This is a genomic window from Lutimaribacter pacificus, from assembly GCF_900142185.1.
Taxonomy (GTDB): Bacteria; Pseudomonadota; Alphaproteobacteria; order Rhodobacterales; family Rhodobacteraceae; genus Lutimaribacter; species Lutimaribacter pacificus.
In genome coordinates this window covers 47,322-69,558 of the sequence record NZ_FQZZ01000002.1, presented here as the reverse complement: position 1 = coordinate 69,558, position 22,237 = coordinate 47,322, and the positions used below count along the sequence as shown (strand labels likewise).

Sequence of the window (22,237 nt, the reverse complement as noted above, 5' to 3'; positions counted from 1 at the left end):
GCTACTCTACCTCCCGTATCCGAAACACCCGCCCGTTGTATCGGGCCAGGTCTGACAGGCCCGGCGCTCGCCAGCCCCGGATTTCCTGGCCTTCCGGCACGATAATCACCACTCTTCCCCGGTAGTCCGCAAGGTGGAAGCCGATCCGGTCCCGCAGATCGCGGAACCGTTCGAGTTCCGTTCGCGCTGCGTCGCGCTCTTCGGACAGCATTGCCAGGTCGGCGCCAATTTCCACGATCTGCCCTTCGATTGATGCTCTCTGCTCTGCGAATTGCTGGTGCAGCCCGGCCAGTGCCTCCTCGCCTTCTCGGCGTGCCTGAGCGATTTCGGTCGCGTTCTGCATTCGGATGGTCGCAGCCTCCTGTCGCGCCGCCTGTCGGATGTTTGCCCCGGACCACGCAGCCACCGCGAGGATCGCAATTGCCGCCAGCAAGATCACCAGTATTCCGGCAAGGAGGAGGCTGCGCAGCTTGCCAAGCCTTCCAACCAGCCGATCCATTTCCGCATCCACCTGAGCGGCCTTCGCCTCACACAGCTTCATTCGGTCAAAGGCCTGCTGAACCGCGTTATCCAGCGCCGCAACCTTCTGGTTGAGCCGTTCGGTTTCCCGCCCGACCAGCTTGATGTTGCCGTCCCGTCTTTCCCGAAGGTTGGCGATACGCTTGTCGAGATCGCTCATGAGGGGTCAGGCCCCCGGTGGTTTTTGTGAACTGTCGGTTTCAAGGTTTGCTCTGCCCGGTGCCGCTCGGCTTGCAGCTCCGCTTCGGATAACCTGCCGGTCAGCCGGTGCCAGACCAACTCAACGACTGCGACAACCTTGCAAAGGGCAGCGGTCAGCTCCAATCGCGTCACGGACTGCGCCAACGACGGATCGTCGATCCGCAGCCGTTTTCGATCATCGGTCAGCTCCACACGGCCCGTGAACACGCCCAGTATGACGCGGACGGTCACACCCGCCGTCTCGGTGAAGGCTTCCATACGAAGCTGCTTTTTCTCCGCATCGAACGCCTTCCGGGTTTGGGCAAATTGTTGGATTTCGGTTTCGAGCCGGTCCTGACGATAAAACAACTCGCTGCGGACGCGCCGGTTCAGGTGTTCGGCCTCGCGTTCTGCCCGCGCGATAATGGCACGCGCCGTCTGCTCGGCATCCTGTTGGGCACGTTCGGCGCCTTCAAGAATCGATTCCGCCATTTCCAGCTTCGCCGCAATCTCCTCGGCCTTCCGTTCTGCTTCCGCGTCCAGCTCTGCCTGACCATCGGCGAGGTCGTCGACGCGGGCATTCATCTGATCGAGCAGTTCGGCTTCACGTTTCGCCGCCTCCTTCCGCGCCTTCCATTGCTGGCGGCTTAGGCGTTCGCGTTTCGGCCCGGTCCTCGTCAGCCCTGCTGGCAAACCGACTTTTTCATAATAATCGTCCTGCAATTCACGTGCCTTGGCCTTGTACGCGCGGTTCCCCAGCTTCACCGCCTCCTTGGCTGCTTGACCATCGGTCTTCGCCAGCGTCTCGGCCTCTTCCTTGGCCTTCCAGGCAGGGTTCAACCGCCGCGCCATGCAATCCGGGTCGTCCAGTGGCAAGATGAATGCGTGAAGGTGGGGGTGTTTCTCGTCTACATGTTCAATGACCGAAACCAGTTGCTCGCCGAACTGGTCGCGTAGCCACTTCAAGTTCAGGTCGATCCACCGCTCATATGCCATGCGGTCGGGCAGACCTTCCCCGACCTGTCTGGTCAGCAGCGGATACGACGCGACTGCCGTCAACAGCGTGTGCCGGTCTTTTCGAATGCCGCGATTGGCAGTCTTCCCGTTGGCAAGTTTAACCTCGATGGTGCGGGACTTGACCATCTCGTCATGCTTTTCGCGCACCTCGTCCGGCGTCACGCCATAGATGATTTTGGGCGGCGTCGGACTATCGACATGCACCGAATATTCCGGCTGCCGGGCAGCCTCGCCAAGTATCTGAACCACCGACTGACCGGCAGGGTTCGCCTTCAGGGAATAGCTCTGGATATGGAGGAATTGAGGGCCGGACATCGTCAAAGCCCCCCGTTCGGAGTAACGCAATATGGACCGACTATTATGTTGCAAGCAACATGTCGGCGAGAGCGCTGCGCCCCTCGACCCCGCCAAGCGGCTGCGCCGCCGATCCGTCCCGGATCGAAGCCACCGTTGGCGGCTGCGATCCCATCTCGCGCCAACCCTGTATGTGGCGCACGAGATGGGATCGCCAAGGGAATCGTAAGCGCTTTGCAGGCAGCGGGGGAGCAAACATCCAGCATCATCGTTGCTGACCTCCCGCGAATGCGATCAGCTCGCCCAGCAGGCTGTTGACGATCCCGCCCTGGCACCCCTCCTTTCGCGCCATGCCCGCAAAAGCCCTGGCCGCGTCACGGACCCGATAATCATCCGTCCGTTCAGCGTTGCGATCTGCAATCACCAGACACAGGGCCGCCCGATCAGGCCCGAGCAGATCGCATTGTCGTTCCCAGAACGCACCCGAAATCCCGAGTTGACGGACGCGATCCCGAACGGCCGCCAAGACGCTCTCCCAACTCAGGTGCCCACCTCGATCCTGGGCGCTCCAGTAAAGCTCCAAGGCCTTGCGCAGGTCGCGGGATGCCAGCAGGGCGACCTGTGCGGGTGTCGTGTGCAGCGGCTGCGTTTCGCGCCGCTTCCCGGCCATACAGGTTTTGGTTTTCTTTTCCGGGTTGGTATCTGGTCGGCCCGAACTGTCCGACCCGGCGGCCTCGGTTGTCCGACCGGGAGCAGTCGAAAAATCGGCCAGCACAGCCTCTAGCGCCTCGATGATCCCGGCGAGCCGCTCCGGGTCGTTGACCTCTGAAGGGCGCAATCTGGGAAACACGGCACGCGCGACTTCAAGCGCGCCCTCCGCATCGAGGGCGCGGATCACCTTGATGAGATCGTTGGCACGCTGCCGCTGGTCGCGCAGGCGCTCCGACGCCCGCGCCTCATGCCGGATGAGGCGCAGCAGATCGCCCGCTTGTTCGATCAGCGGGCCGAGATTGATCCCGCCAGCCGCAACGATCCTGCCGTCCGGCCCGCGCAGTCCGAACCGGCGGCCACCCTTGCTGGCCGTCCGCAGGACCAGCCCGCGCGTTTCCAGCCGTGTGGCAATCCGCGTGATCCGCCGGGTGTTGAACCCGAGATCGGCGGCCTGAGTCGCAGCCGCCTCCCAGACCGCGCATATCCGGCCCGGTTGAAAATCGGCGGCGCGGACCTTCCGCAGCAGGTAGCGGATATAGGTGATGTCTTCGTCCCGAAGCCCCAGCCTCATGCGCAGCTTCTCCAGCATGTCCGGCAGGTCAAACGGCTTCACGCCTTCGGGCAGGCCCTGATGGGTATAGGTGGCGCTCATGACGGCACCCCCATCGTCCGGCTTGCGGTGCGACTCGGATTGCAGTAATCTTTTCGCGAAGCTTCTATTTTCCAAATGTCGTCGAGTGGAGTGCCAGCTCCCTCGGCGATTTTTGTTTTCCCCGGCAGACTCCATGACCTGTGCAGCCGCACCTTGCGGCGGGCATCCGGCGTGTCGCGCTTTGTGTCAGATTTGTGCCAATCGGAAACTTGCGTTCCGGCAATGTTCCACATTGGGCTGCATTTTTCTGCATCTCTGGCCCATGTATCTATTGCTGTTTTTCCTGGGTGCGAGTAATCCCGGCCTTGGGACACCCCTCCCCAACGAGGGGCGCTTATCTGGAAGGGTAGCACATCATGGCTATGACCAAACCGGCAACGCGGCCGGCTAACCCGCGTTTTTCCTCTGGCCCCTGCGCCAAGATCCCCACATTCGACCTGAACAAGCTGTCCGATGCCGCATTGGGCCGGTCGCACCGCGCCGCGGTGGGCAAGGCCAAGCTGAAGGACGCGATCGAAGGCACGCGCGAGCTGCTGGGCATCCCCGCCGACTACCGCATCGGGATCGTGCCTGCCTCGGATACCGGCGCGGTGGAAATGGCGATGTGGTCGCTCCTGGGTGCGCGCAAGGCCACAATGCTGGCATGGGAAAGCTTTGGCGCGGGCTGGGTGACCGACGCGGTCAAGCAGCTTAAGATCGACGCCGAGGTAAAGACCGCCGACTATGGCGATATCGTCGAGCTGGCCACGGTCGACTGGAATACCGATGTCGTGTTCACCTGGAACGGCACCACCTCGGGCGTGCGCGTGCCCAACGGCGATGCGATCCCCGCAAACCGCGACGGGCTGACGATCTGCGACGCGACCAGCGCCGCCTTTGCGCAGGATCTGCCCTGGGACAAGCTGGATGTGACCACCTTCAGCTGGCAAAAGGTGCTGGGCGGCGAAGCGGCCCACGGGATGCTGATCCTTTCCCCCCGCGCGGTGGAGCGGCTGGAAAGCTATACCCCCGCATGGCCCCTGCCCAAGATTTTCCGCCTGACCAAGGGCGGCAAGCTGATCGAGGGCATCTTTGTCGGCGAAACGATCAACACGCCTTCGATGCTGGCGGTCGAGGATTACCTCGTCGCGCTGGACTGGGCGCGCTCGGTCGGCGGGTTCAAGGGGCTGATGGCGCGGGCCGATGCCAATGCGCGGGCGATCTGGGATTTCTGCGACGACCGCGGCTGGATCGACAATCTGGCCAACGACCCGGCCACGCGGTCGAACACCAGCGTCTGCCTGAAATTCACCGACGACCGGATCACCGACGGCGCCGCATTCGCCAAGGCCGTCGCCAAGCGGCTTGAGGCCGAGGGCGTGGCGCTGGACGTAGGCGCCTACCGCGACGCACCGGCCGGCCTGCGCATCTGGTGCGGCGGCACGGTGGAAACCAGCGATATCGAGGCGATGCTGCCCTGGCTCGACTGGGCGTTCCACGAAGAAATCGCCGCGCAATAACGAACACTCGTCAGGGCTGCCGCCTTCCTTCGCAAAGACGGCGCGCAGCGCCTGATGACCCCCTGACATAGCTTCAAAGGACCAAACACATGGCTCCCAAAGTTCTCATCTCCGACAAGCTGTCCGATGCCGCCGTCCAGATCTTCCGCGATCGCGGGATCGACGTGGATTTCATGCCCGACCTGGGCAAGGACAAGGAAAAACTGGCCGAGATCATCGGCAATTACGACGGTCTCGCCATCCGTTCGGCCACCAAGGTTACGCCGACGATCCTGGAAAAGGCCGACAGGCTCAAGGTGATCGGCCGCGCCGGGATCGGCACCGACAACATCGACAAGGAAGCGGCGTCGAAAAAGGGTGTGATCGTGATGAACACACCCTTTGGCAACATGATCACCACCGCCGAACACGCCATCGCCATGATGTTCGCCGTGGCCCGCCAGATTCCCGAGGCCAGCGCCTCGACCCATGCGGGCAAGTGGGAAAAGTCGAAATTCATGGGCGTCGAACTCACCGGCAAGACGCTGGGCGTGATCGGCGCGGGCAATATCGGCGGCATCGTCTGCGACCGCGCGCGCGGCCTGAAGATGAAGGTCGTCGCCTACGATCCGTTCCTGAGCGTCGAAAAGGCCGAGAAGATGGGCGTCGAAAAGGTCGAAGACCTCGACGACCTGCTGACACGCGCCGATTTCATCACGCTGCACGTTCCGCTGACCGACCAGACCCGCAACATCCTCAGCCGCGAAAACCTTGAAAAGACCAGGAAGGGCGTGCGCGTCATCAACTGCGCCCGCGGCGGCCTTGTCGACGAAGAGGCGCTGGCCGACCTGCTGAAATCGGGCCATGTCGCCGGCGCGGCCTTCGACGTGTTCAGCGTCGAACCGGCCACCGAAAACCCGCTTTTCAACCTGCCCAACGTGGTCTGCACCCCGCATCTGGGCGCCGCCACCACCGAGGCACAGGAAAACGTGGCCTTGCAGGTGGCCGAACAGATGTCGAACTACCTGCTGGACGGCGCGGTGGAAAACGCGCTGAACATGCCGTCGATGACCGCCGAAGAGGCCAAGGTCATGGGCCCGTGGGTGTCGCTTGCCGGGCATCTGGGCAGCTTCATCGGCCAGATGACGGACGAGCCGATCAAGGCCATCAACATCCTTTACGACGGTGTCGTCGCCGCGATGAACCTCGAGGCGCTGAACTGCTCGGTCGTGTCGGGCATCATGAAAAAGGTGAACCCGGATGTGAACATGGTCTCGGCCCCCGTGATCGCCAAGGAACGCGGGATCAAGATCAGCACGACGAACCAGGACAAATCCGGCGCGTTCGAAGGGTATATCAAGGTCACCGTCGTCACCGACAAGCGCGAGCGGTCCGTCGCGGGCACCGTGTTCTCGGACGGCAAGCCGCGCTTCATCCAGATCAAGGGCATCAATATCGACGCCGAGGTGGGCAGCCACATGCTCTACACCACGAACGAGGACGTGCCCGGCATCATCGGCACGCTGGGCCAGACGATGGGCACCAATGGCGTCAACATCGCCAACTTCACCCTTGGCCGCGCGGCCGCCGGGGGCGAGGCGATCGCGCTGCTCTATCTCGATGCGGAACCGCCCGCCTCGGTGCTGACGGCGCTGCATGACACCGGCCTTTTCCGCCAGATCAAGCCGCTGGAATTCGACGTAGCCTGATCCCGCGCGATACGCGACACTAAAAGGCGCCACCTCCGCCGGGGTGGCGCCTTTTGTCCTGCGGCGGGGCAAGCGCCTTTTTCCCGCCCCGCATTTCCGCTAAGGCCATGACATGACCGATCCCATCTACGCCGTCGGCGACATTCATGGCCAGCTTGCCCGGCTCGAAGACGCGCTTTCCCTGATCGAGGCGGATGGCGGCGCCGATGCGCCCGTCGTGTTTCTGGGCGATTACGTCGACCGCGGCCCCGACAGCCGGGGCGTGATCGAGCTTTTGTCGCGGGGCCGCACCGACGGGCGCGACTGGACCTGCCTCAAGGGCAATCACGACCGGATGATGGAATGGTACCTGGAAACCCCGCCCCGGCACGATCCCTATATGCTGGTCGGCTATCACTGGCTGCACGACCGGATCGGCGGGCGCGAAACCGTGGCCTCTTACGGCGTGACAGAGGTGGAAGGCCGCCGCATGTTCGAACTGGCCAATGAAATCCGCGCGCAGGTGCCCGCGCACCACGCGCAATTCCTGCGCGACCTGAAACTCTCGCATCGCGTCGGCGGGCTGTTCTTTGCCCATGCCGGCATCCGCCCCGGCGTGGCGCTGGATGCGCAATCGGAAACCGACCTGTTGTGGATACGGCAAGAGTTTCACGACGACCCGCGCGATCATGGCGCGCTGATCGTGCACGGCCATACCCCGGTCGAAACAGCCAGAAATTACGGAAACCGCGTCAATCTCGACAGCGGCGCGGGCTATGGCCGCAAGGTCACCGCCGCCCTGTTCCAGGACGGCGATGTGTGGGAGCTGACCCAAAAAGGCCGGGTCAGGCTGGCCTGATCACGCCGCGTCGAAATCCAGCACCAGCTTTTCGCTCGTCGGCCGCGTCTGGCAGGCCAGCGTGAACCCGGCCTCCAGCTCCCACGGCTCCAGCGAGTAATTCACCGCCATCTCGGCGCTGCCCTCCGACACCTTGCAGCGGCAGGTGCAGCACATGCCGCCCTTGCAGGAATAGGGCAGCTCCAGCCCCTGCCGCGCGGCGGCGTCCAGCACGGTATCGTCCCCGGCGGTCACGGTGAATTGCCGGCGCGCGCCGTCCAGGATCACCTCGACCTGCGCACTGTGTTCCGCGGCTGCCTCGGCCGCGGCCGATTTCGGCGCGCGCGGCACCTCGCCATCCTGGTAGAAGCGTTCGAAATGAATCCGCTCACGCGCGATGCCCTGCCCGTCCAGCATGGCGGTCACATCGTCGATCATGTCGCCCGGCCCGCACAGGAATATCCCGTCGGCCCCCGCCAGATCGACAGCGCCCGCACGGCCCAGCGCGGCGACCTTTTCGCCGGTGATCCGCCCGTTCAGCAGGTCGACATCCTGCGGCTCGCGGCTCAGCACGTGGATCAGGGTAAACCGGTCGACATACCGATCCTTCAGCGCATCCAGCTGTTCGCGGAACATGATCGACCCGAAATTGCGGTTGCCGTAGATCAGCGTCACCCGCGCGCCCCGCGCCAGCGCAGCGCCGGCAATCGACACCATCGGCGTGATCCCCGATCCGGCGGCGATCAGCACGATATCCTCCTCGCCATGCGTCACGAACCGGCCCTCGGGCGGCATCACACGGATGCGGTCGCCCGGCTTCAGCCCCTGGCAAAAGGTCGAGAACATCCCGCCTTCGACCCTCTTGACGCCCACGGTCAGCGGCGCGCCGGGCAGTGACGCGATGGAATAGGACCGCCGCGCATCCTCGCCCTGCACATCGGCGCGCAGGGTCAGGTACTGCCCCGGCTGCCAGTCGAACCCCGCCGCGGGCGTGTCGAAGGTGATCGAAACCGCGTCGGGCGTTTCCTGCCGCACGGCGCGAATGGTCAGGTCGTGGAACATCGTGCCCCCCTCAGATGCATTTGAAATAATCGAACGGCTCGCGGCAGCTCAGGCAGCGATACTGCGCCTTGCACGCGGTCGAGCCGAACTCGGACAGACGCTCGGTCTCGCGGCTGCCGCAGCGCGGGCAGGTCACCTGCGCCGCGCCGAACAGCGTGGCCTTGCCGCCGCTTTCCTCGGGCGGGGCGATGCCATAGTCGCGCAGTTTCTCGCGGCCTTCATCGGTGATCCAGTCGGTCGTCCAGGGCGGCGTCAGCACGCGTTCGATCCGCGCGTCGAACCCGGCATCCCGCAACGCCGCCTCGATCGCCAGCTCGATCGCCAGCGTCGCCGGGCAGCCCGAATAGGTCGGCGTGACACCGGCCACCGCCACCCCGTCTTCGACCCTGACCCAGCGCAAAATGCCCAGATCGGCCACCGTCACGCAGGGCACCTCGGGGTCGGGCACCGAGGCCGCAGCCTCCCATGCCGCCTCGCCGGTTCCCTGCCAGCACACGCTCACCACGTGGCCCCGGGATGGGCGCGATAGACCGATTGCATCTCGGCCAGCAGATGGCCCAGCCCCTCGCCATGCAGCCCCTTGCGCCCGCCGGTCTGGGGATACGGCACCTCGGGCGCCTCCAGCAGCGCCTCGGCGAATACCTGGCCGATCACATCTTCCCAGGCCGCGCGCATATCCGCACGAACCGGCAACACCCCTTCGGCCTCGGCTTCGGTCGCCGCGGGCGAGCTTTCGAACAGCTCGCCGGTATAGATATGCAGCGCCGCCACCGCGTCACGCATCCGCCGCGCGCTTTCCTCGGTCCCGTCGCCCAGCCGGATCACCCATTCCCCGGCATGGCGGATGTGATAGGCCATTTCCTTTTCGGCCTTGCCCGCCACCCCGCGCACGGTCTCGTCAGTCGTCATTTCCAGCGTTGCCAGCCAGAACGGCCGCATGAACGCCGCGAAATAGAGCGAGCGCAGCATGGTATGCGCGAAATCCTCGTTCGGGCGCTCGACCAGCAGGCAGTTGCGATACTCCCGCTCACCGCGCAGATAGGCCATGTCATCCTCGGACCGGCCCTTGCCCTCCAGCATGGCCGCGCGATCATACAGCGTGCGCGCGGTGCCGATCAGGTCCAGCGCCATGTTCGGCATCGCCAGGTCTTCTTCCAGCATCGGCGCGTGGCCGCACCACTCGCTGATCCGGTGGCCCAGCACCAGGTGATCGTCCGCCAGCTCCAGGATCGCCTCGAACACAGCCATCACATATGCCCCACGTCTTCGGGGATCTCGTAGAATGTCGGGTGGCGATAGATCTTGTCGGCGGTCGGCTCGAAATTCTCGCCGGCCTGGTCGGGATCGCTCGCCACGATATCGGCCGAGCGCACGACCCAGATCGACGTGCCCTCGCCGCGCCGCGTATAGACATCGCGCGCCGCCTGCACCGCCATCACCTCGTCCGCGGCATGGATCGACCCCACATGCTTGTGGCTCAGCCCGTTGCGGGGCCGGATGAACACTTCCCAAAGAGGCGTCGCTTGCGTCATGGCCTCATCCTTTCATCGTTCTGAAAAATACTCCGGGGGTCCGGGGGCAGCGCCCCCGGAAAGCGGGCCGGCAGGCGGGGCGATGCGCCCCCATCCCTGCCGGCGTCACTCCGCCGCCATCTTGCGCGCGCGGCGCTTTTCGGCATGGGTCAGTGCCGCCTCGCGCACCCAGGCGCCGTTGTCCCAGGCGGCCTTGCGGTCCTTTATCCGGTCGCGCGCCATCGGCCCGTGGCCCTTGACCACGCGCCAGAACTCGTCCCAGTCGATCGGCCCGTGGTCGTAACCCTGCTTTGCCTCGTTCCATTTCAGGTCCGGGTCAGGGATCGTCAGGTCAAGATACTCGGCCTGCGGCACCGTGGCGTCGATGAATTTCTGGCGCAGCTCGTCATTGGTGAACCGCTTGATCTTCCACGCCATGCTCTGATCCGAGTGCTGGCTGTCGGCGTCGTGCGGGCCGAACATCATGATCGACGGCCACCACCAGCGGTTCAGCGCATCCTGCGCCATCGCCTTCTGCTCCGGCGTGCCCTGCGCCAGCGTCATGACGATCTCGTATCCCTGCCGCTGGTGGAACGATTCCTCCTTGCAGACCCGGATCATCGCGCGGGCATAGGGGCCAAAGGAACAGCGACACAGCGGGATCTGGTTCATGATCGCGGCGCCGTCGACCAGCCAGCCGATGATGCCGATATCCGCCCAGGTCAGCGTCGGGTAGTTGAAGATCGACGAATACTTCGCCTTGCCCGAATGCAGCTCCTCGGTCATCTGCTCGCGGCTCACGCCCAGCGTTTCGGCGGCGGAATAGAGATACAGACCGTGCCCGCCCTCGTCCTGCACCTTGGCCAGCAGCGCGGCCTTGCGGCGCAGCGACGGCGCGCGGGTGATCCAGTTGCCCTCGGGGAGCATACCGACAATCTCGGAATGGGCATGCTGGCCGATCTGGCGCACCAGCGTCCGGCGATAGCCCTCGGGCATCGCGTCGGTCGGCTCGATCTTCTGCTCGGCGTCGATGCGCTTCTGGAAGGTATCAAGGAATTCCGGCGTTTCCGTGGTGCTGCCATCGGCACCGATCAGACCCTGGCTATACATGGCTGGCCTCCTGCTGTTCGCTGAACATGTTATAAGTTACAAAACACAACACTCAAAGCAATTTTTGTAACACTTGCCATGGCAGGGCGCCTAACCCATTTATCGTGCATGGAAAAAATCCTGCTCTCATTCGGCCACGGATACGTGGCCCAGGCCCTTGCGCGGCGGCTGGTCCCGGCCGGGTGGCAGGTCTTTGGAACCACGCGGAATCCTTCGAAAATCAGTGACTTGACCGCGCAGTGCGTCACCCCCCTGCTATGGGGGCAGGACGATATCGCCGACGTCATCGCCCGGGCGACTCACCTGCTGTGTTCGGCAGGGCCCGATGCGCAGGGCGACCCGGTGCTGCCGCTCTATGGGCAGGAAATCGCCGGTGCCGCATCCCGGCTGGCATGGGCCGGATACCTGTCCACCACCGGGGTCTATGGCGATCGCCGGGGCGGCTGGGTCGACGAGACCGCACCGCTGACGCCCGCCACAAGGCGCGGCGAACGGCGCGTGGCGGCCGAGGCCGCATGGGCCGCCATTCCCGGCCTGCCGTTGCACATCTTCCGCCTGGCCGGCATCTACGGCCCCGGTCGCGGCCCGTTCGAAAAGCTGCGCAACGGCACCGCGCGCCGGATCGTCAAGCCGGGCCAGGTATTCTCCCGCACCCATGTCGACGACATCGTGCAGGTGTTGCTGGCCTCGATCGCGCGCCCCGACCCCGGCGCGGTCTACAATGTCTGCGACGACGATCCCGCACCGCCGCAGGACGTGATCGCCCACGCCGCCAACCTGCTTGGCCTGCCGGTGCCCCCCGAACAGGATTTCGCCGAGGCCGATCTCGGCCCCATGGCCCGCAGCTTCTATTCCGAATCCAAGCGTGTCTCGAACGACCGGATCAAGGACGACCTGGGCGTGACCCTGCGCTACCCCACCTACCGCGAGGGGCTGCGCGCGATCCTCGACGGAGCGCCCTGATGTCCGCCGCCGGCCCCGACACCCTGCGCGACCTGCTCGAGGCGCTGCGCCCCGACGACGGCGCCGACCAGGTGTCGTTGCGCCAGATCCTCGGCCATATCGGCGACCGGTCGTTTTCTGCGACGATCCTGCTGACCGGGCTGATCCTGGTCTCGCCGCTTTCGGCGATCCCGGGGCTGCCGACGGCGGGCATGGTGATCATCGTGACGATAACGGCGCAATATCTGCTGGGGCGCGATCACCTGTGGCTGCCGGCCCTGCTGCTCGACCGCAGCCTGCACCGCGACCGGATGGACCGCGCCATCGACTTCCTGCACGGGCCGCTGGGCTGGATCGACCGCCGCACAAGACGCCGCCTGCCCTTCCTGACACATCGCCCGCTGAAATGGATGGTGGTGCTGACGATCATGGCCACCGCCCTGCCCTGGCCGATCCTCGAACCGCTGCCGATGGTCACCTCGATCGGCGCCACCGCCGTATCGCTTCTGGCCATCGGGCTGGTCACGCGGGACGGGCTGTTCGTCGTGCTGGGCTATACCTTCATCGCCGCGCTGGGGGCGGCGATCTGGCAACTGTGGGACAGTGTGTGGTAGGCGCGCGGCCGCACCTACGCCCGTTTCCCCATCACCTCGACGCCCATGACCTCCAGCACTTTCGCCTCGATATCGGCGGCGCTCAGCCCGGCCACGTCATACATGTCGGCGGGGCTGGCCTGGTCGATGAAGATATCCGGCAGCACCATCGAGCGGAATTTCAGCCCGTGGTCGAACACGCCTTCCCCGGCCAGAAGCTGTGCCACATGGCTGCCGAAACCGCCCACCGCACCCTCTTCGATGGTGATCAGCGCCTCGTGCCCGGCGACCAGCCGCAGGATCAGGTCACGATCCAGCGGCTTGGCGAACCGCGCATCGGCCACGGTGGGCGACACGCCCCGCGCCTCCAGCGCCTCGCAGGCCTTCATCACCTCGCCCAGCCGCGTGCCGTAGGACAGGATCGCCACGCGGCTGCCCTCGCGGATCATCCGGCCCTTGCCGATTTCCAGCACCTCGCCGCGTTCCGGCATGGTCACGCCCACCCCCTCGCCGCGCGGATAGCGGAACGCGATCGGCCCGTCGTCATGGGCTGCGGCAGTGGCGATCATGTGGGTCAGCTCGGCCTCGTCCGCCGCCGCCATCACCACGAAACCCGGCAGGTTCGACAGGTAGGCGATGTCATAGCTGCCCGCATGGGTCGCCCCGTCGGCGCCCACCAGCCCGGCCCGGTCGATGGCGAACCGCACCGGCAGGCGCTGGATCGCCACATCATGCACCACCTGGTCGTAACCGCGTTGCAGGAATGTCGAATACATCGTGCAGAACGGGCGCATCCCGCCCGCCGCCAGCGCAGCGGAAAAGGTCACGCCATGCTGCTCGGCAATGCCCACGTCGAACACCCGGCTGGGATAGCGTTCCGCCATCAGGTCCAGCCCGGTGCCCCCCGGCATCGCGGCGGTGACCGCGCAAATACGCGGGTCCTCGGCCGCCATCGCGGTCAGGGTGCGCCCGAAAACCGAGGTATAGGAGGGCGCGTTCGACGGCGCCTTTCTCTGCTCGCCCGTCACCACGTCGAATTTCGCCGTGGCGTGGCCCTTGTCGTCGGCGCGTTCCGCCGGGGCATAGCCCTTGCCCTTTTTCGTCAGCACATGGATCAGCATCGGGCCGGTGGCCCGCGCCCTGACCGTGCGCAGCACCGGCAAAAGCTGGTCGAGGTCATGCCCGTCGATCGGCCCGATATAGGAAAAGCCCAGCGCCTCGAACAGCGTGCCGCCCACTGCCATGCCCTTCAGCATGTCCTTGGCACGCCTTGCCCCCTCGCGGAAGGGTTCCGGCAGCAGGCTGACGGCCCCCTTGGCCGCGGCCTTGAACTCCTGGAACGGCTCGCCCGCGTAAAGCCGCGACAAATAAGACGACAAGGCCCCGACAGGCGGCGCGATGCTCATCTCGTTGTCGTTCAGGATCACGAACAGCCGCTTGTTCAGGTGGCCGGCATTGTTCATCGCCTCGAACGCCATGCCCGCGCTCATCGCCCCGTCGCCGATCACCGCGATGGCCTCGCCCAGTCCGGTTTCGACCGATCCGCCCAGATCGCGCGCCACGGCAAAGCCCAGCGCCGCACTGATCGAGGTCGAGCTATGCGCCGCGCCGAACGGGTCGTAGGGCGATTCCGACCGCTTGGTGAAACCCGACAGCCCGCCCTTTTGCCGCAGGGTGCGGATACGGTCGCGCCGCCCGGTCAGGATCTTGTGCGGATAGGATTGATGCGACACGTCCCAGATCAGCTTGTCGCGCGGGGTGTCGAATACGCTGTGCAGCGCCACGGTCAACTCGACCACGCCCAGCCCCGCGCCCAGGTGCCCGCCGGTTTCGCTGACGGCGGATATCGTCTCGGCCCGCAACTCGTCCGCGACCTGCCGCAACTGCGCATCCGACAATCGTTTCAGATCGGCGGGCGCATGGATCGTGTCCAGAAGCGGGGTTTTTGGTCTGTCACTCATCTTGGCTCCCCTCCCGGGGGTTGGCTCAGCTATCGCGCGCAATAACGAAGCGGGCGGCCTGCCGCAAGGTTTCCGCCTCGCCGCCATAGGCAGATAGGGCGTCGCAGGCTTCGGTCACCAGATCGGCCGCACGGCGTTTCGCCGCATCGAGGCCCAGCAGCGAAACAAAGGTCGCCTTGCCGGCGGCGGCATCCTTGCCCACCGCCTTGCCCACCATGTCCGCATCGCCTTCCACGTCCAGCACGTCGTCGGCGATCTGGAACGCCAGCCCGACGCAATCGCCATAGGTCTTCATCGCGCCCGTATCGTCCCGCGCCATCAGCGGCCCGGCGCAGGCCGACCAGGTGATCAGCGCCCCGGTCTTGCCCGCCTGCAACGCGGTAATCTGCGCCAGCGTCAGGGGGCTGTCGGCGGTTTCCGCCGCGATATCCATCGCCTGCCCCAGCACCATGCCCCCCGCCCCGGCGGCGCGCGCCAGCGTCAGCGCCAGGTCCGCCCGCACCGCGCCGTCGGGATGGCCCCGGCCGTCGGTCACCAGTTCAAAGGCCAGCGTCTGCAACGCATCCCCCGCCAGAACGGCGGTGGCGTAATCCCATTGCTTGTGAACGGTGGGCATCCCGCGCCGCTCGTCATCGTCGTCCATGCAGGGCAGGTCGTCATGCACAAGGCTGTAGGCGTGCAGCGCCTCGATCGCGGCGGCGGGCCAGATCGCGTGGTCCGGTGCCACGCCATGCAACCGCGCCCCTTCCATCACGAACAGCGCGCGCAGCCGCTTGCCGCCACGGCTGGCATAGGCCATCGCCTCGGCCACCACGCCGCCATAGCGCCCGATCTCCGCCTCCAGATGCGCCTGCACCCGCGCGGCCACATCGTTGCGCACCTGGTCGAGCAAGGCCTACATCCCCTCGACCGGGGTCGTTCCCGTGGGGTTGCCCTCACCATCCAGCGTGATGGCGGCCACCTTTTCCTCGGCTTCCTTCAGCTTCGCCTCGCAGCGTTTCTTCAGCTCGGCGCCGCGCTCGTAGAGCGTGATGGACTCTTCCAGCGGCACGTCGCCCCGCTCCAGCTTGCCCACCACCTCTTCCAGTGCGCGCATCGCTTCTTCGAAACTCATTTCGGCTACGGGTTTGTCGCTCATGCGCCCCTCTCCTTCAGAACCGTGACATGGGCGGCCACGCTTGCCGCCAGCGCCTCCACGTCATAGCCGCCTTCCAGCGCGGATACCACACGGCCCCGGCAATGTTTCGCCGCCAGATCGCACAGGTTTTCCGTCAGCCAGGTGAAATCCGCGATGTCCCAGTTCAGCTGCGCCAGAGGGTCGGCGCGATGCGCGTCGAACCCGGCGGAAATCAGGATCAGTTCAGGCGCCCAGTCGTCGATGCGGGGAAACACCCTGTCTTCATACAGCGCGCGCATTTCCGCCCCGCCCGATGTCGGCTCCAGCGGCAGGTTCACGATCTGCCCGTGCGCGCCCTTTTCGCCCGGCGCCCCGGTGCCTGGCCACAGCGGCATCTGGTGGCTTGAGAAAAACAGCGCCCGCGCCTCGTCCCACAACAGGTCCTGCGTGCCGTTGCCGTGATGCACGTCGAAATCCACCACCGCCACGCGGGTCAGGCCATGCGCCTCCATCGCGTGCTTCGCGGCCAGCGCCACGTTGCCGAACAGGCAAAACCCCATATGGGTCTCGCGCTCGGCATGGTGCCCCGGCGGGCGCGTTGCGACAAAGGCATTCGTGACCTCGCCCGCCATCACCGCATCCACGGCGGCCACCGCGCCACCCACCGCACGCCGCGCCGCTGCGACCGAGCCGCGCGACATGTGGGTGTCGGAATCCAGCGTAACGAAGCCCTCTTCCGGCTCCGACGACAGGATCTTGTCAAGGTAGCTCTGCGGATGCCCGCGCAGGATCAGGTCGTCGCCCGCCAGCGGCGCCTCGCGCCGGTCCAGCCCCCCGATCCCGGCCAGCGCGGCGCGGATATGCTCCAGCCGCGCCACCTGCTCGGGGTGGCCCGGCGGGGTCACATGGCCCAGGCAATCGTCATGCCAGTAAAGCGCGGTTCCCATGTCTCTGCCTCGTCTTCATCGTTCGGAAAATACTCACCGGGGGCAGACCGTGCCACGCGCGCTGCCGGCGAACAAGGCTCAATCCGGCGCCAGCATGTAGCCCGCGCCGCGCACCGTCTGCAGGTATCGCGGCTGCTTGGGGTCCTGCTCGATCTTGCGCCGCAACCGGGTGATCTGCACGTCGACCGCGCGCTCCTGCGCCTGGCCGCCGCCCGCGGCACCGCCGCGGCCCAGGTCCTCGACCAGCCGGGTGCGGCTGATCGGCTCACCGGGTTGCGCCGCGAATATCCGCATAAGCTGGCTTTCCGTCGCGGTCAGGCGCACCGGGTCCTGCCCGTGCCACAGCTCGCCGCGCTCGATATCGTAGCGGATCGGCCCCAGGTGCAACACCTTGGGCACAGTGCTGTCGGGCTCGGGTTCGGGCATGCGGCGCAGGATGGCGTTGATCCGCAGCAGCAGCTCGCGCGGTTCGAACGGTTTGGGCAGGTAATCGTCGGCCCCCGCCTCCAGCCCGGTAATCCGGTCCTTCGTTTCGCCCTTGGCGGTCAGCAGCAGGATCGGCGTGATCGCGGTTTCTCGGATCGCGCGGGTCAGGCTGATGCCGTCCTCGCCCGGCATCATCACGTCCATCACGATCAGGTCGAATTCCAGCCCCTCCAGCAGCCGCCGCGCATGGGCCGCGTCGCGCGCCGAGGACACGAGAAACCCGTTCTTCATCAGGAACTTCGCCAGCAGCGTGCGGATACGCTCGTCATCGTCGACGATCAGAAGATGGGTGTCGATATCGCTCATGACCCGCTCTCCTTGAGGGCGAGGTAACGCCGCCGCATGTCCGGGTCCATCATCGCCTCCAGCACCTGCCGGAACCCCACCACCGCCTGCGGCCCCGCCGCGCGAAAGGCGGTGCGCATCCGCGCCCGCTGCGCATCCGACAGGCGCTGCTCCAGCGCGCGGCCGTTCTCGGTCAGGTACAGGTGGCGTTCGCGCTTGTCGGCATTTCCCACGCGGCTTTCCACCAGCCCGTCCTCGATCAGGGTGCGCAGCACCCGGTTCAGCGATTGCTTGGTCACGCCCAGGATGGCCAGCAGGTTGTTGACCGTGGTGCCCGGCGCGCGGTTGATGAAATGGATCGCCCGGTGATGCGCCCGGCCATAGGCCATGTCGGCAAGGATGCGATCGGGATCGGCGGTAAAGCCGCGATAGGCAAAGAACATCGCCTCGATTCCCTGCCTCAACTGCTCGTCGGTCAGATAGAGCAGGTTTTCGCCGGTGGACGAGTCTGACATGTGCTCCCCCCTTTCGGGCCTGCGCCCTGTGCCTGTCTGATGGGCAGTTTAAGTCAGCCTTGTTGACATTCCAAGACGTAACTGGTAGCGAATCGCAGTTTTTGCGCAATTTTATGTCCACATCGGACATTTCTTGCGCAACTTATGAAAAGCTTGAGCCGAGGGAGAGACAAGATGGCGGGCTATGACGATCGTGACGGCAAGATCTGGCTGGACGGGCAGTTGGTGGACTGGCGCGCGGCCAACGTGCATGTGCTGACCCACGCGCTGCACTACGCCAGCTCGGTGTTCGAAGGCGAGCGGTGCTATAACGGCAAGATCTTCAAAAGCCGCGAACATTCCGAACGGCTGGTGCAATCCGGCCGCCTGATAGATTTCGAAATCCCCTACAGCGTCGATGAAATCGAAGCCGCGAAAGAGGCGACGCTCAAGGCCAACAACCTGACCGACGCTTACGTGCGCGCCTTCGCATGGCGCGGCGTGGGTGAGGATATGGGTGTCGCATCCGCGCGCAACCCGGTGCGCATGGCCGTGGCCGTCTGGTCGTGGGGCAACTATTACGGCGATGCCAAGATGAAGGGCGCAAAGCTCGACATCGCGAAATGGCGCCGCCCCGATCCGGCCACCGCGCCCAGCCAGGCCAAGGCCGCCGGGCTCTACATGATCGCCACCATGTCCAAGCACACGGCCGAGGCCAAGGGCTGCTCGGACGCGATGATGATGGATTACCGCGGCTACGTGGCCGAGGCGACGGGCGCCAATATCTTCTTCGTCAAGGATGGCGAGGTGCACACACCCACGCCCGACGCCTTCCTGAACGGCATCACGCGCCAGACCGTGATCCAGATGCTCACGGAAAAGGGCATCAAGGTGAACGAACGCCATATCATGCCGGACGAGCTGGAAGGGTTCGAACAGTGCTGGCTGACCGGCACTGCGGCCGAGGTCACACCGGTGGGTCAGATCGGCGACTACAATTTCGAGGTCGGCGCCCTGACCCGCGAAATCGCCGAGGAATACGAAAAGCTCGTGCGCAGCTGATCGCAGCCGCGACAACACGGGAATTCACCGACCCCCCGCGGATCACCGCGGGGGTTTTTCGTGCACCCGGCCCCGGCCGGATTGCACCCGCCATCCGGCTGCCACCGAAAACAGTTGACCTGCAACCATAAAGCGTGGAAGGCTGAGGGCCTCAATTCTGACAAATTTTCCGCTGGTTTGTGGACATTTCGTAATCAATCGGCATCAAAATGAAAAATTCTGTCCTATCCATGTTGATCCTTGCCGGGCTGGCCGCGCCATCCCTGGCGGCGCCGGTGGCTTTCACGGTCAGCGGCAAGCTGTCCGATGACGGGCTTTCGGTCAACGACGCCTTCGACAACGCGACATTCCGGGGATCGGTCACCGTCGACACCGCGTCGGTCAAGACCAATATCAGCCATGCGATCACCTACAACCTGATCAGCTATTACGTGGCCGTGACGCCCGTGGGCGTCGCCCCCTCGCTGACCTTCCTCAGCGATGGCGAACCGGGCGAGGATGACAGCGGCGCAACGGTGCAGCTTGCCAATGGCGACCTGTCCTTCCTGCTGTATGAAAATATCGACAACCCGGCGACCCCCGCTCTCGAACGCGGGCGGCTGCAACTTGGGTTCAGCGGCGGTGGCGGTTCAGGCGGTTCCGGCGGGCAAGCCGGCGCGCTGGATGGTCCTCTTGCCGCGGCTCCCGGCCCGGTCCTGGAATTCGACAATGGCGAGTTGCAGTTCTCGCCGTCCGAAACACCCACCACACTCGAGTCGGCCGATGCCGACGTCACGCCCGCGGCCTCTCCGGTGCCGGTGCCCGCCACGGCCGGCCTCCTGGCCGGTGCGCTCGGACTGTTCGGTGCATTCGCGGCGCGCCGCCGCCGGAATCCGGCGGAACGGTAGGCCGGGCTTCAACCCGGCACCCCCTTTGAAAAACCGCGCAGTTTCACCCCGAAACCGCGCGGTTTTTGCATATTCAGTGCAGGCTTGAATATATCGCGGCCTCAGAAATCGACGCCGCGCTGCGCCTTGATCCCGGCCTTGTAGGGGTGCTTCACCTCGTCGATGACCGACACCAGGTCGGCGTAATCGCAAATCTCGGCCGGCGCATCCCGTCCCGTCAGGATCACGCCGGTGCGGGCGTCGCGGGCGTCCAGCGCGGCGATCACCGCCTCGGGCGTGATCTGGCCATAGCGCAGAGAGATGTTGATTTCATCAAGGATAACAAGGTCGTAATCGCCACTGGCAAGCATTTCCGCGGCCTTTTCCAGCGCCGCCTCGGCGGCGCGGCGGTCGCGTTCCTTGTCCTGCGTATCCCAGGTAAAGCCCTCGCCCATCATGAACCAGTCGATTTCGCCCAGCCGTTCAAAGAACCGCCGCTCGCCGGTGATCCACGTGCCCTTGACGAACTGCACCACGCCCACGCGCTGTTTCCAGCCCAGCGCCCTGATCGCCACACCAAAGGCGGATGAGGATTTTCCCTTGCCATTTCCTGTATTTACCAGAACCAGCCCCTTGTCGGGATCGCGCAATTCCTGCTGCTTTTCGCGGTGCGCCTTCTGCACCGCCTGCATCCTTGCCTTGTAGCTTTCCGCCTCGCCCACCATGCGTTACATCCCGTCCTTCATCGCGCGTTGCAGTTTGGCCATACCACCGATCCAGCGGTCGTAATCCCCGGCCTTCACCTTCATATACTGCGCCACCTCCTTGTGCGGAAGGACAAGAAACCTGTTACTTTCGATTGCCTGGAGACATTCCGCCGCCACCTGTTCCGGCGGCAGGACACCGTCCAGAACGGCCGGATTGTTCCCGGCATCGCGCACCATATCGGTGTCCACACCCTGCGGGCACAGCACGCTGACCCCGATCCCGTCGTCCCGATGCCCGAAGGCCAGCGCCTCGGCAAAGCCCACGGCGGCGTGTTTCGTCACGCCATAGACCGCGCTGCCCACCTGGTTCAGCAAACCCGCGGCGGAGGCCGTGTGCAGGAAATACCCGCCGCCGCGCGATTTCATCTTTGGAATCAAGTACCTGGCCGCGTGGACATGGGCCATCACGTTGACCGCCCAGGCGGTATTCCACACCTCGGTATCGGCAAAGGCGATGTTGTCGAACGTGCTGTCCTTGCCGGTCAGGATACCGGCGTTCGAGCACATCAGCCCCACCGGGCCATGCACGGCCTCGACATGGTCGATCATCGCCTCGATCCGGCTTTGCTGCGACACGTCGCAGATCACGCATTCGTCGGCGCCTTCGGTCGCGTGCTCGCGCAGGTCGGCGCTGATCACCTTCGCCGCACCCGCATCTTTCAACGCGCGCACCAGCGCCGCGCCGATGCCCTGCGCGCCACCGGTGACGATGGCGATGGTTCCCGTGACCTGCATCAGCCCGGGCTCAGCCCGCGCAGCCGCTCGGACCGGCGGCGCAGCAGTTCGACCGTGGTCAGCAGCAGGATCGAGATCACGACAAGGATCGTCGCCACCGACAGGATCGCCGGGCTGATCTGTTCGCGGATGCCGTTCCACATCTGGCGCGGGATCGTCTGTTCGTCGAGGCCACCGACGAACAGCACCACCACCACCTCGTCGAACGAAGTGACGAATGCGAACAGCGCGCCGGAAATCACACCGGGCAGGATCAGCGGCATCTGCACCCTGCGAAAGGTCGTCACCGGATCGGCACCCAGATTGGCCGCGGCGCGCGTCAGCGAATGGTCGAAGCCCACCAGTGTTGCCGTGACCGTGATGATGACAAAGGGAATGCCCAGCGTCGCATGGGCCAGAACGACGCCCAGATAGGGAATGCCCCAATCCTGGATGCCGATGCGCGAATAGAAGAAAAACAGGCCCGTCGCCACGATGATGATCGGCACGATCATCGGCGAAATCAGCGTGGCCATGATCGCACGGCGCCAGGGCATTTCGGGCCGCGACAGGCCCAGTGCCGCGACGGTGCCCAACCCGGTGGCGATGATGGTCGAGAAGAAGCCGATGATGATCGAGTTCTTGGCCGCGTTGATCCAGTTCGCATTGGCCCAGGCATCGGCCCACCAGCTCGCGTCGCGCGGGGCGTCGGGCTCCAGCATCCCGAAGGTCAGCAGCAGGTCGTACCAGCGCAGGGAATAACCGGTCGGATCGAGCTTGAGCATCTTCTCCGTGAAGGTGAAATAAGGCTCGATGTTAAAGCTGAGCGGGATCACCACAAGGATCGGCGCGATCAGGAACAGGAAGATCAGCCCGCAGATCACCAGGTAGGCATAGTGCCAGACCCGTTCGAGCGTCGAGGCGTGGTTCGGAAGTGCCATGT

24 protein-coding genes are annotated in these 22,237 nt (G+C 65.1%); 7 read left to right on the top strand and 17 right to left on the bottom strand.

Going from position 1 to position 22,237, the window contains the following annotated elements:
* Position 1: 1 nt before the first annotated feature.
* From F3H87_RS06345 to F3H87_RS06335, 3 genes are all read right to left on the bottom strand, one after another.
* Entirely contained in the window at positions 2-679 is a 678-nt protein-coding gene (locus F3H87_RS06345; RefSeq protein WP_149787752.1) for a hypothetical protein, read from the bottom strand.
* On the bottom strand, positions 676-2,031 hold the full coding sequence (locus F3H87_RS06340) for a plasmid recombination protein (protein WP_149787751.1): 1,356 nt from the start codon (positions 2,029-2,031) through the stop codon (positions 676-678). The genes F3H87_RS06345 and F3H87_RS06340 overlap by 4 nt, the downstream gene beginning before the upstream one ends.
* Positions 2,032-2,275: 244 nt before the next feature.
* The gene (locus F3H87_RS06335) at positions 2,276-3,373 is read right to left on the bottom strand and encodes a helix-turn-helix domain-containing protein (RefSeq protein ID WP_188129177.1); all 1,098 of its coding nucleotides are present in this window, start codon (positions 3,371-3,373) and stop codon (positions 2,276-2,278) included.
* Between the two features lie 356 nt (positions 3,374-3,729).
* Between F3H87_RS06335 and F3H87_RS06330 the strand changes: the two genes are divergently transcribed.
* The 3 genes from F3H87_RS06330 (at position 3,730) to F3H87_RS06320 (ending at position 7,398) form a co-directional block, all read left to right on the top strand.
* Entirely contained in the window at positions 3,730-4,872 is a 1,143-nt protein-coding gene (locus F3H87_RS06330) for a phosphoserine transaminase (protein ID WP_149787749.1), read from the top strand.
* Between the two features lie 89 nt (positions 4,873-4,961).
* The gene (gene serA, locus F3H87_RS06325; protein WP_149787748.1) at positions 4,962-6,560 is read left to right on the top strand and encodes a phosphoglycerate dehydrogenase; all 1,599 of its coding nucleotides are present in this window, start codon (positions 4,962-4,964) and stop codon (positions 6,558-6,560) included.
* A gap of 112 nt (positions 6,561-6,672) precedes the next feature.
* Positions 6,673-7,398: a metallophosphoesterase family protein gene (locus F3H87_RS06320; protein ID WP_149787747.1), complete on the top strand. Its 726-nt coding sequence runs from the start codon at positions 6,673-6,675 to the stop codon at positions 7,396-7,398.
* On the opposite strand, the gene F3H87_RS06315 is transcribed toward F3H87_RS06320, so the two are convergent.
* From F3H87_RS06315 to paaA, 5 genes are all read right to left on the bottom strand, one after another.
* Entirely contained in the window at positions 7,399-8,439 is a 1,041-nt protein-coding gene (locus F3H87_RS06315) for a 2Fe-2S iron-sulfur cluster-binding protein (protein WP_149787746.1), read from the bottom strand.
* A gap of 10 nt (positions 8,440-8,449) precedes the next feature.
* The gene (gene paaD / locus F3H87_RS06310) at positions 8,450-8,941 is read right to left on the bottom strand and encodes a 1,2-phenylacetyl-CoA epoxidase subunit PaaD (RefSeq protein ID WP_223227991.1); all 492 of its coding nucleotides are present in this window, start codon (positions 8,939-8,941) and stop codon (positions 8,450-8,452) included.
* Positions 8,938-9,687 (bottom strand): 1,2-phenylacetyl-CoA epoxidase subunit PaaC, encoded by a 750-nt coding sequence (gene paaC, locus F3H87_RS06305; protein WP_149787744.1) that lies wholly within the window; start codon positions 9,685-9,687, stop codon positions 8,938-8,940. Before paaC ends, paaD begins: the two co-directional genes overlap by 4 nt.
* Entirely contained in the window at positions 9,687-9,971 is a 285-nt protein-coding gene (gene paaB / locus F3H87_RS06300; RefSeq protein WP_149787743.1) for a 1,2-phenylacetyl-CoA epoxidase subunit PaaB, read from the bottom strand. The genes paaC and paaB overlap by 1 nt, the downstream gene beginning before the upstream one ends.
* A gap of 105 nt (positions 9,972-10,076) precedes the next feature.
* A complete protein-coding gene (gene paaA / locus F3H87_RS06295) occupies positions 10,077-11,060 on the bottom strand; it encodes a 1,2-phenylacetyl-CoA epoxidase subunit PaaA (protein WP_149787742.1) in 984 nt (327 codons plus the stop codon).
* A gap of 108 nt (positions 11,061-11,168) precedes the next feature.
* Between paaA and F3H87_RS06290 the strand changes: the two genes are divergently transcribed.
* On the top strand, positions 11,169-12,023 hold the full coding sequence (locus F3H87_RS06290; RefSeq protein WP_149787741.1) for an SDR family oxidoreductase: 855 nt from the start codon (positions 11,169-11,171) through the stop codon (positions 12,021-12,023).
* Entirely contained in the window at positions 12,023-12,616 is a 594-nt protein-coding gene (locus F3H87_RS06285) for an exopolysaccharide biosynthesis protein (RefSeq protein ID WP_149787740.1), read from the top strand. Before F3H87_RS06290 ends, F3H87_RS06285 begins: the two co-directional genes overlap by 1 nt.
* Positions 12,617-12,630: 14 nt before the next feature.
* Here F3H87_RS06285 and dxs read toward each other — a convergent pair whose 3' ends face one another.
* The 6 genes from dxs to F3H87_RS06255 form a co-directional block, all read right to left on the bottom strand.
* Positions 12,631-14,556 carry a 1-deoxy-D-xylulose-5-phosphate synthase gene (gene dxs / locus F3H87_RS06280; RefSeq protein WP_149787739.1) on the bottom strand — a complete coding sequence of 642 codons (1,926 nt, stop codon included), beginning with the start codon at positions 14,554-14,556 and terminating at the stop codon, positions 12,631-12,633.
* A 25-nt stretch (positions 14,557-14,581) separates the two neighbouring features.
* Positions 14,582-15,448 carry a polyprenyl synthetase family protein gene (locus F3H87_RS06275; protein ID WP_394852158.1) on the bottom strand — a complete coding sequence of 289 codons (867 nt, stop codon included), beginning with the start codon at positions 15,446-15,448 and terminating at the stop codon, positions 14,582-14,584.
* A 3-nt stretch (positions 15,449-15,451) separates the two neighbouring features.
* On the bottom strand, positions 15,452-15,694 hold the full coding sequence (locus tag F3H87_RS06270) for an exodeoxyribonuclease VII small subunit (protein WP_149787738.1): 243 nt from the start codon (positions 15,692-15,694) through the stop codon (positions 15,452-15,454).
* Complete coding sequence (locus tag F3H87_RS06265) at positions 15,691-16,620, bottom strand: histone deacetylase family protein (RefSeq protein ID WP_149787737.1); 930 nt, start codon at positions 16,618-16,620, stop codon at positions 15,691-15,693. The genes F3H87_RS06270 and F3H87_RS06265 overlap by 4 nt, the downstream gene beginning before the upstream one ends.
* Before the next feature lie 78 nt (positions 16,621-16,698).
* The gene (locus F3H87_RS06260) at positions 16,699-17,412 is read right to left on the bottom strand and encodes a response regulator (RefSeq protein ID WP_149787736.1); all 714 of its coding nucleotides are present in this window, start codon (positions 17,410-17,412) and stop codon (positions 16,699-16,701) included.
* Positions 17,409-17,906, bottom strand: coding sequence for a MarR family winged helix-turn-helix transcriptional regulator (locus F3H87_RS06255; RefSeq protein WP_149787735.1), 498 nt, complete (start codon positions 17,904-17,906; stop codon positions 17,409-17,411). Before F3H87_RS06255 ends, F3H87_RS06260 begins: the two co-directional genes overlap by 4 nt.
* Before the next feature lie 174 nt (positions 17,907-18,080).
* On the opposite strand from F3H87_RS06255, the gene F3H87_RS06250 reads away from it, so the two are divergent.
* Complete coding sequence (locus F3H87_RS06250) at positions 18,081-18,947, top strand: branched-chain amino acid aminotransferase (RefSeq protein ID WP_149787734.1); 867 nt, start codon at positions 18,081-18,083, stop codon at positions 18,945-18,947.
* 209 nt (positions 18,948-19,156) lie between these two features.
* On the top strand, positions 19,157-19,834 hold the full coding sequence (locus F3H87_RS06245) for a PEP-CTERM sorting domain-containing protein (protein ID WP_149787733.1): 678 nt from the start codon (positions 19,157-19,159) through the stop codon (positions 19,832-19,834).
* A 101-nt stretch (positions 19,835-19,935) separates the two neighbouring features.
* Here F3H87_RS06245 and cobO read toward each other — a convergent pair whose 3' ends face one another.
* The 3 genes from cobO to F3H87_RS06230 are packed head-to-tail and all read right to left on the bottom strand — an operon-like array spanning position 19,936 to position 22,235.
* Positions 19,936-20,538 carry a cob(I)yrinic acid a,c-diamide adenosyltransferase gene (cobO, locus tag F3H87_RS06240; RefSeq protein WP_223227990.1) on the bottom strand — a complete coding sequence of 201 codons (603 nt, stop codon included), beginning with the start codon at positions 20,536-20,538 and terminating at the stop codon, positions 19,936-19,938.
* Positions 20,539-20,541: 3 nt separating this feature from the next.
* On the bottom strand, positions 20,542-21,315 hold the full coding sequence (locus tag F3H87_RS06235) for an SDR family NAD(P)-dependent oxidoreductase (RefSeq protein ID WP_149787732.1): 774 nt from the start codon (positions 21,313-21,315) through the stop codon (positions 20,542-20,544).
* Entirely contained in the window at positions 21,315-22,235 is a 921-nt protein-coding gene (locus F3H87_RS06230; protein WP_149787731.1) for an ABC transporter permease, read from the bottom strand. Before F3H87_RS06230 ends, F3H87_RS06235 begins: the two co-directional genes overlap by 1 nt.
* Positions 22,236-22,237: the final 2 nt, after the last annotated feature.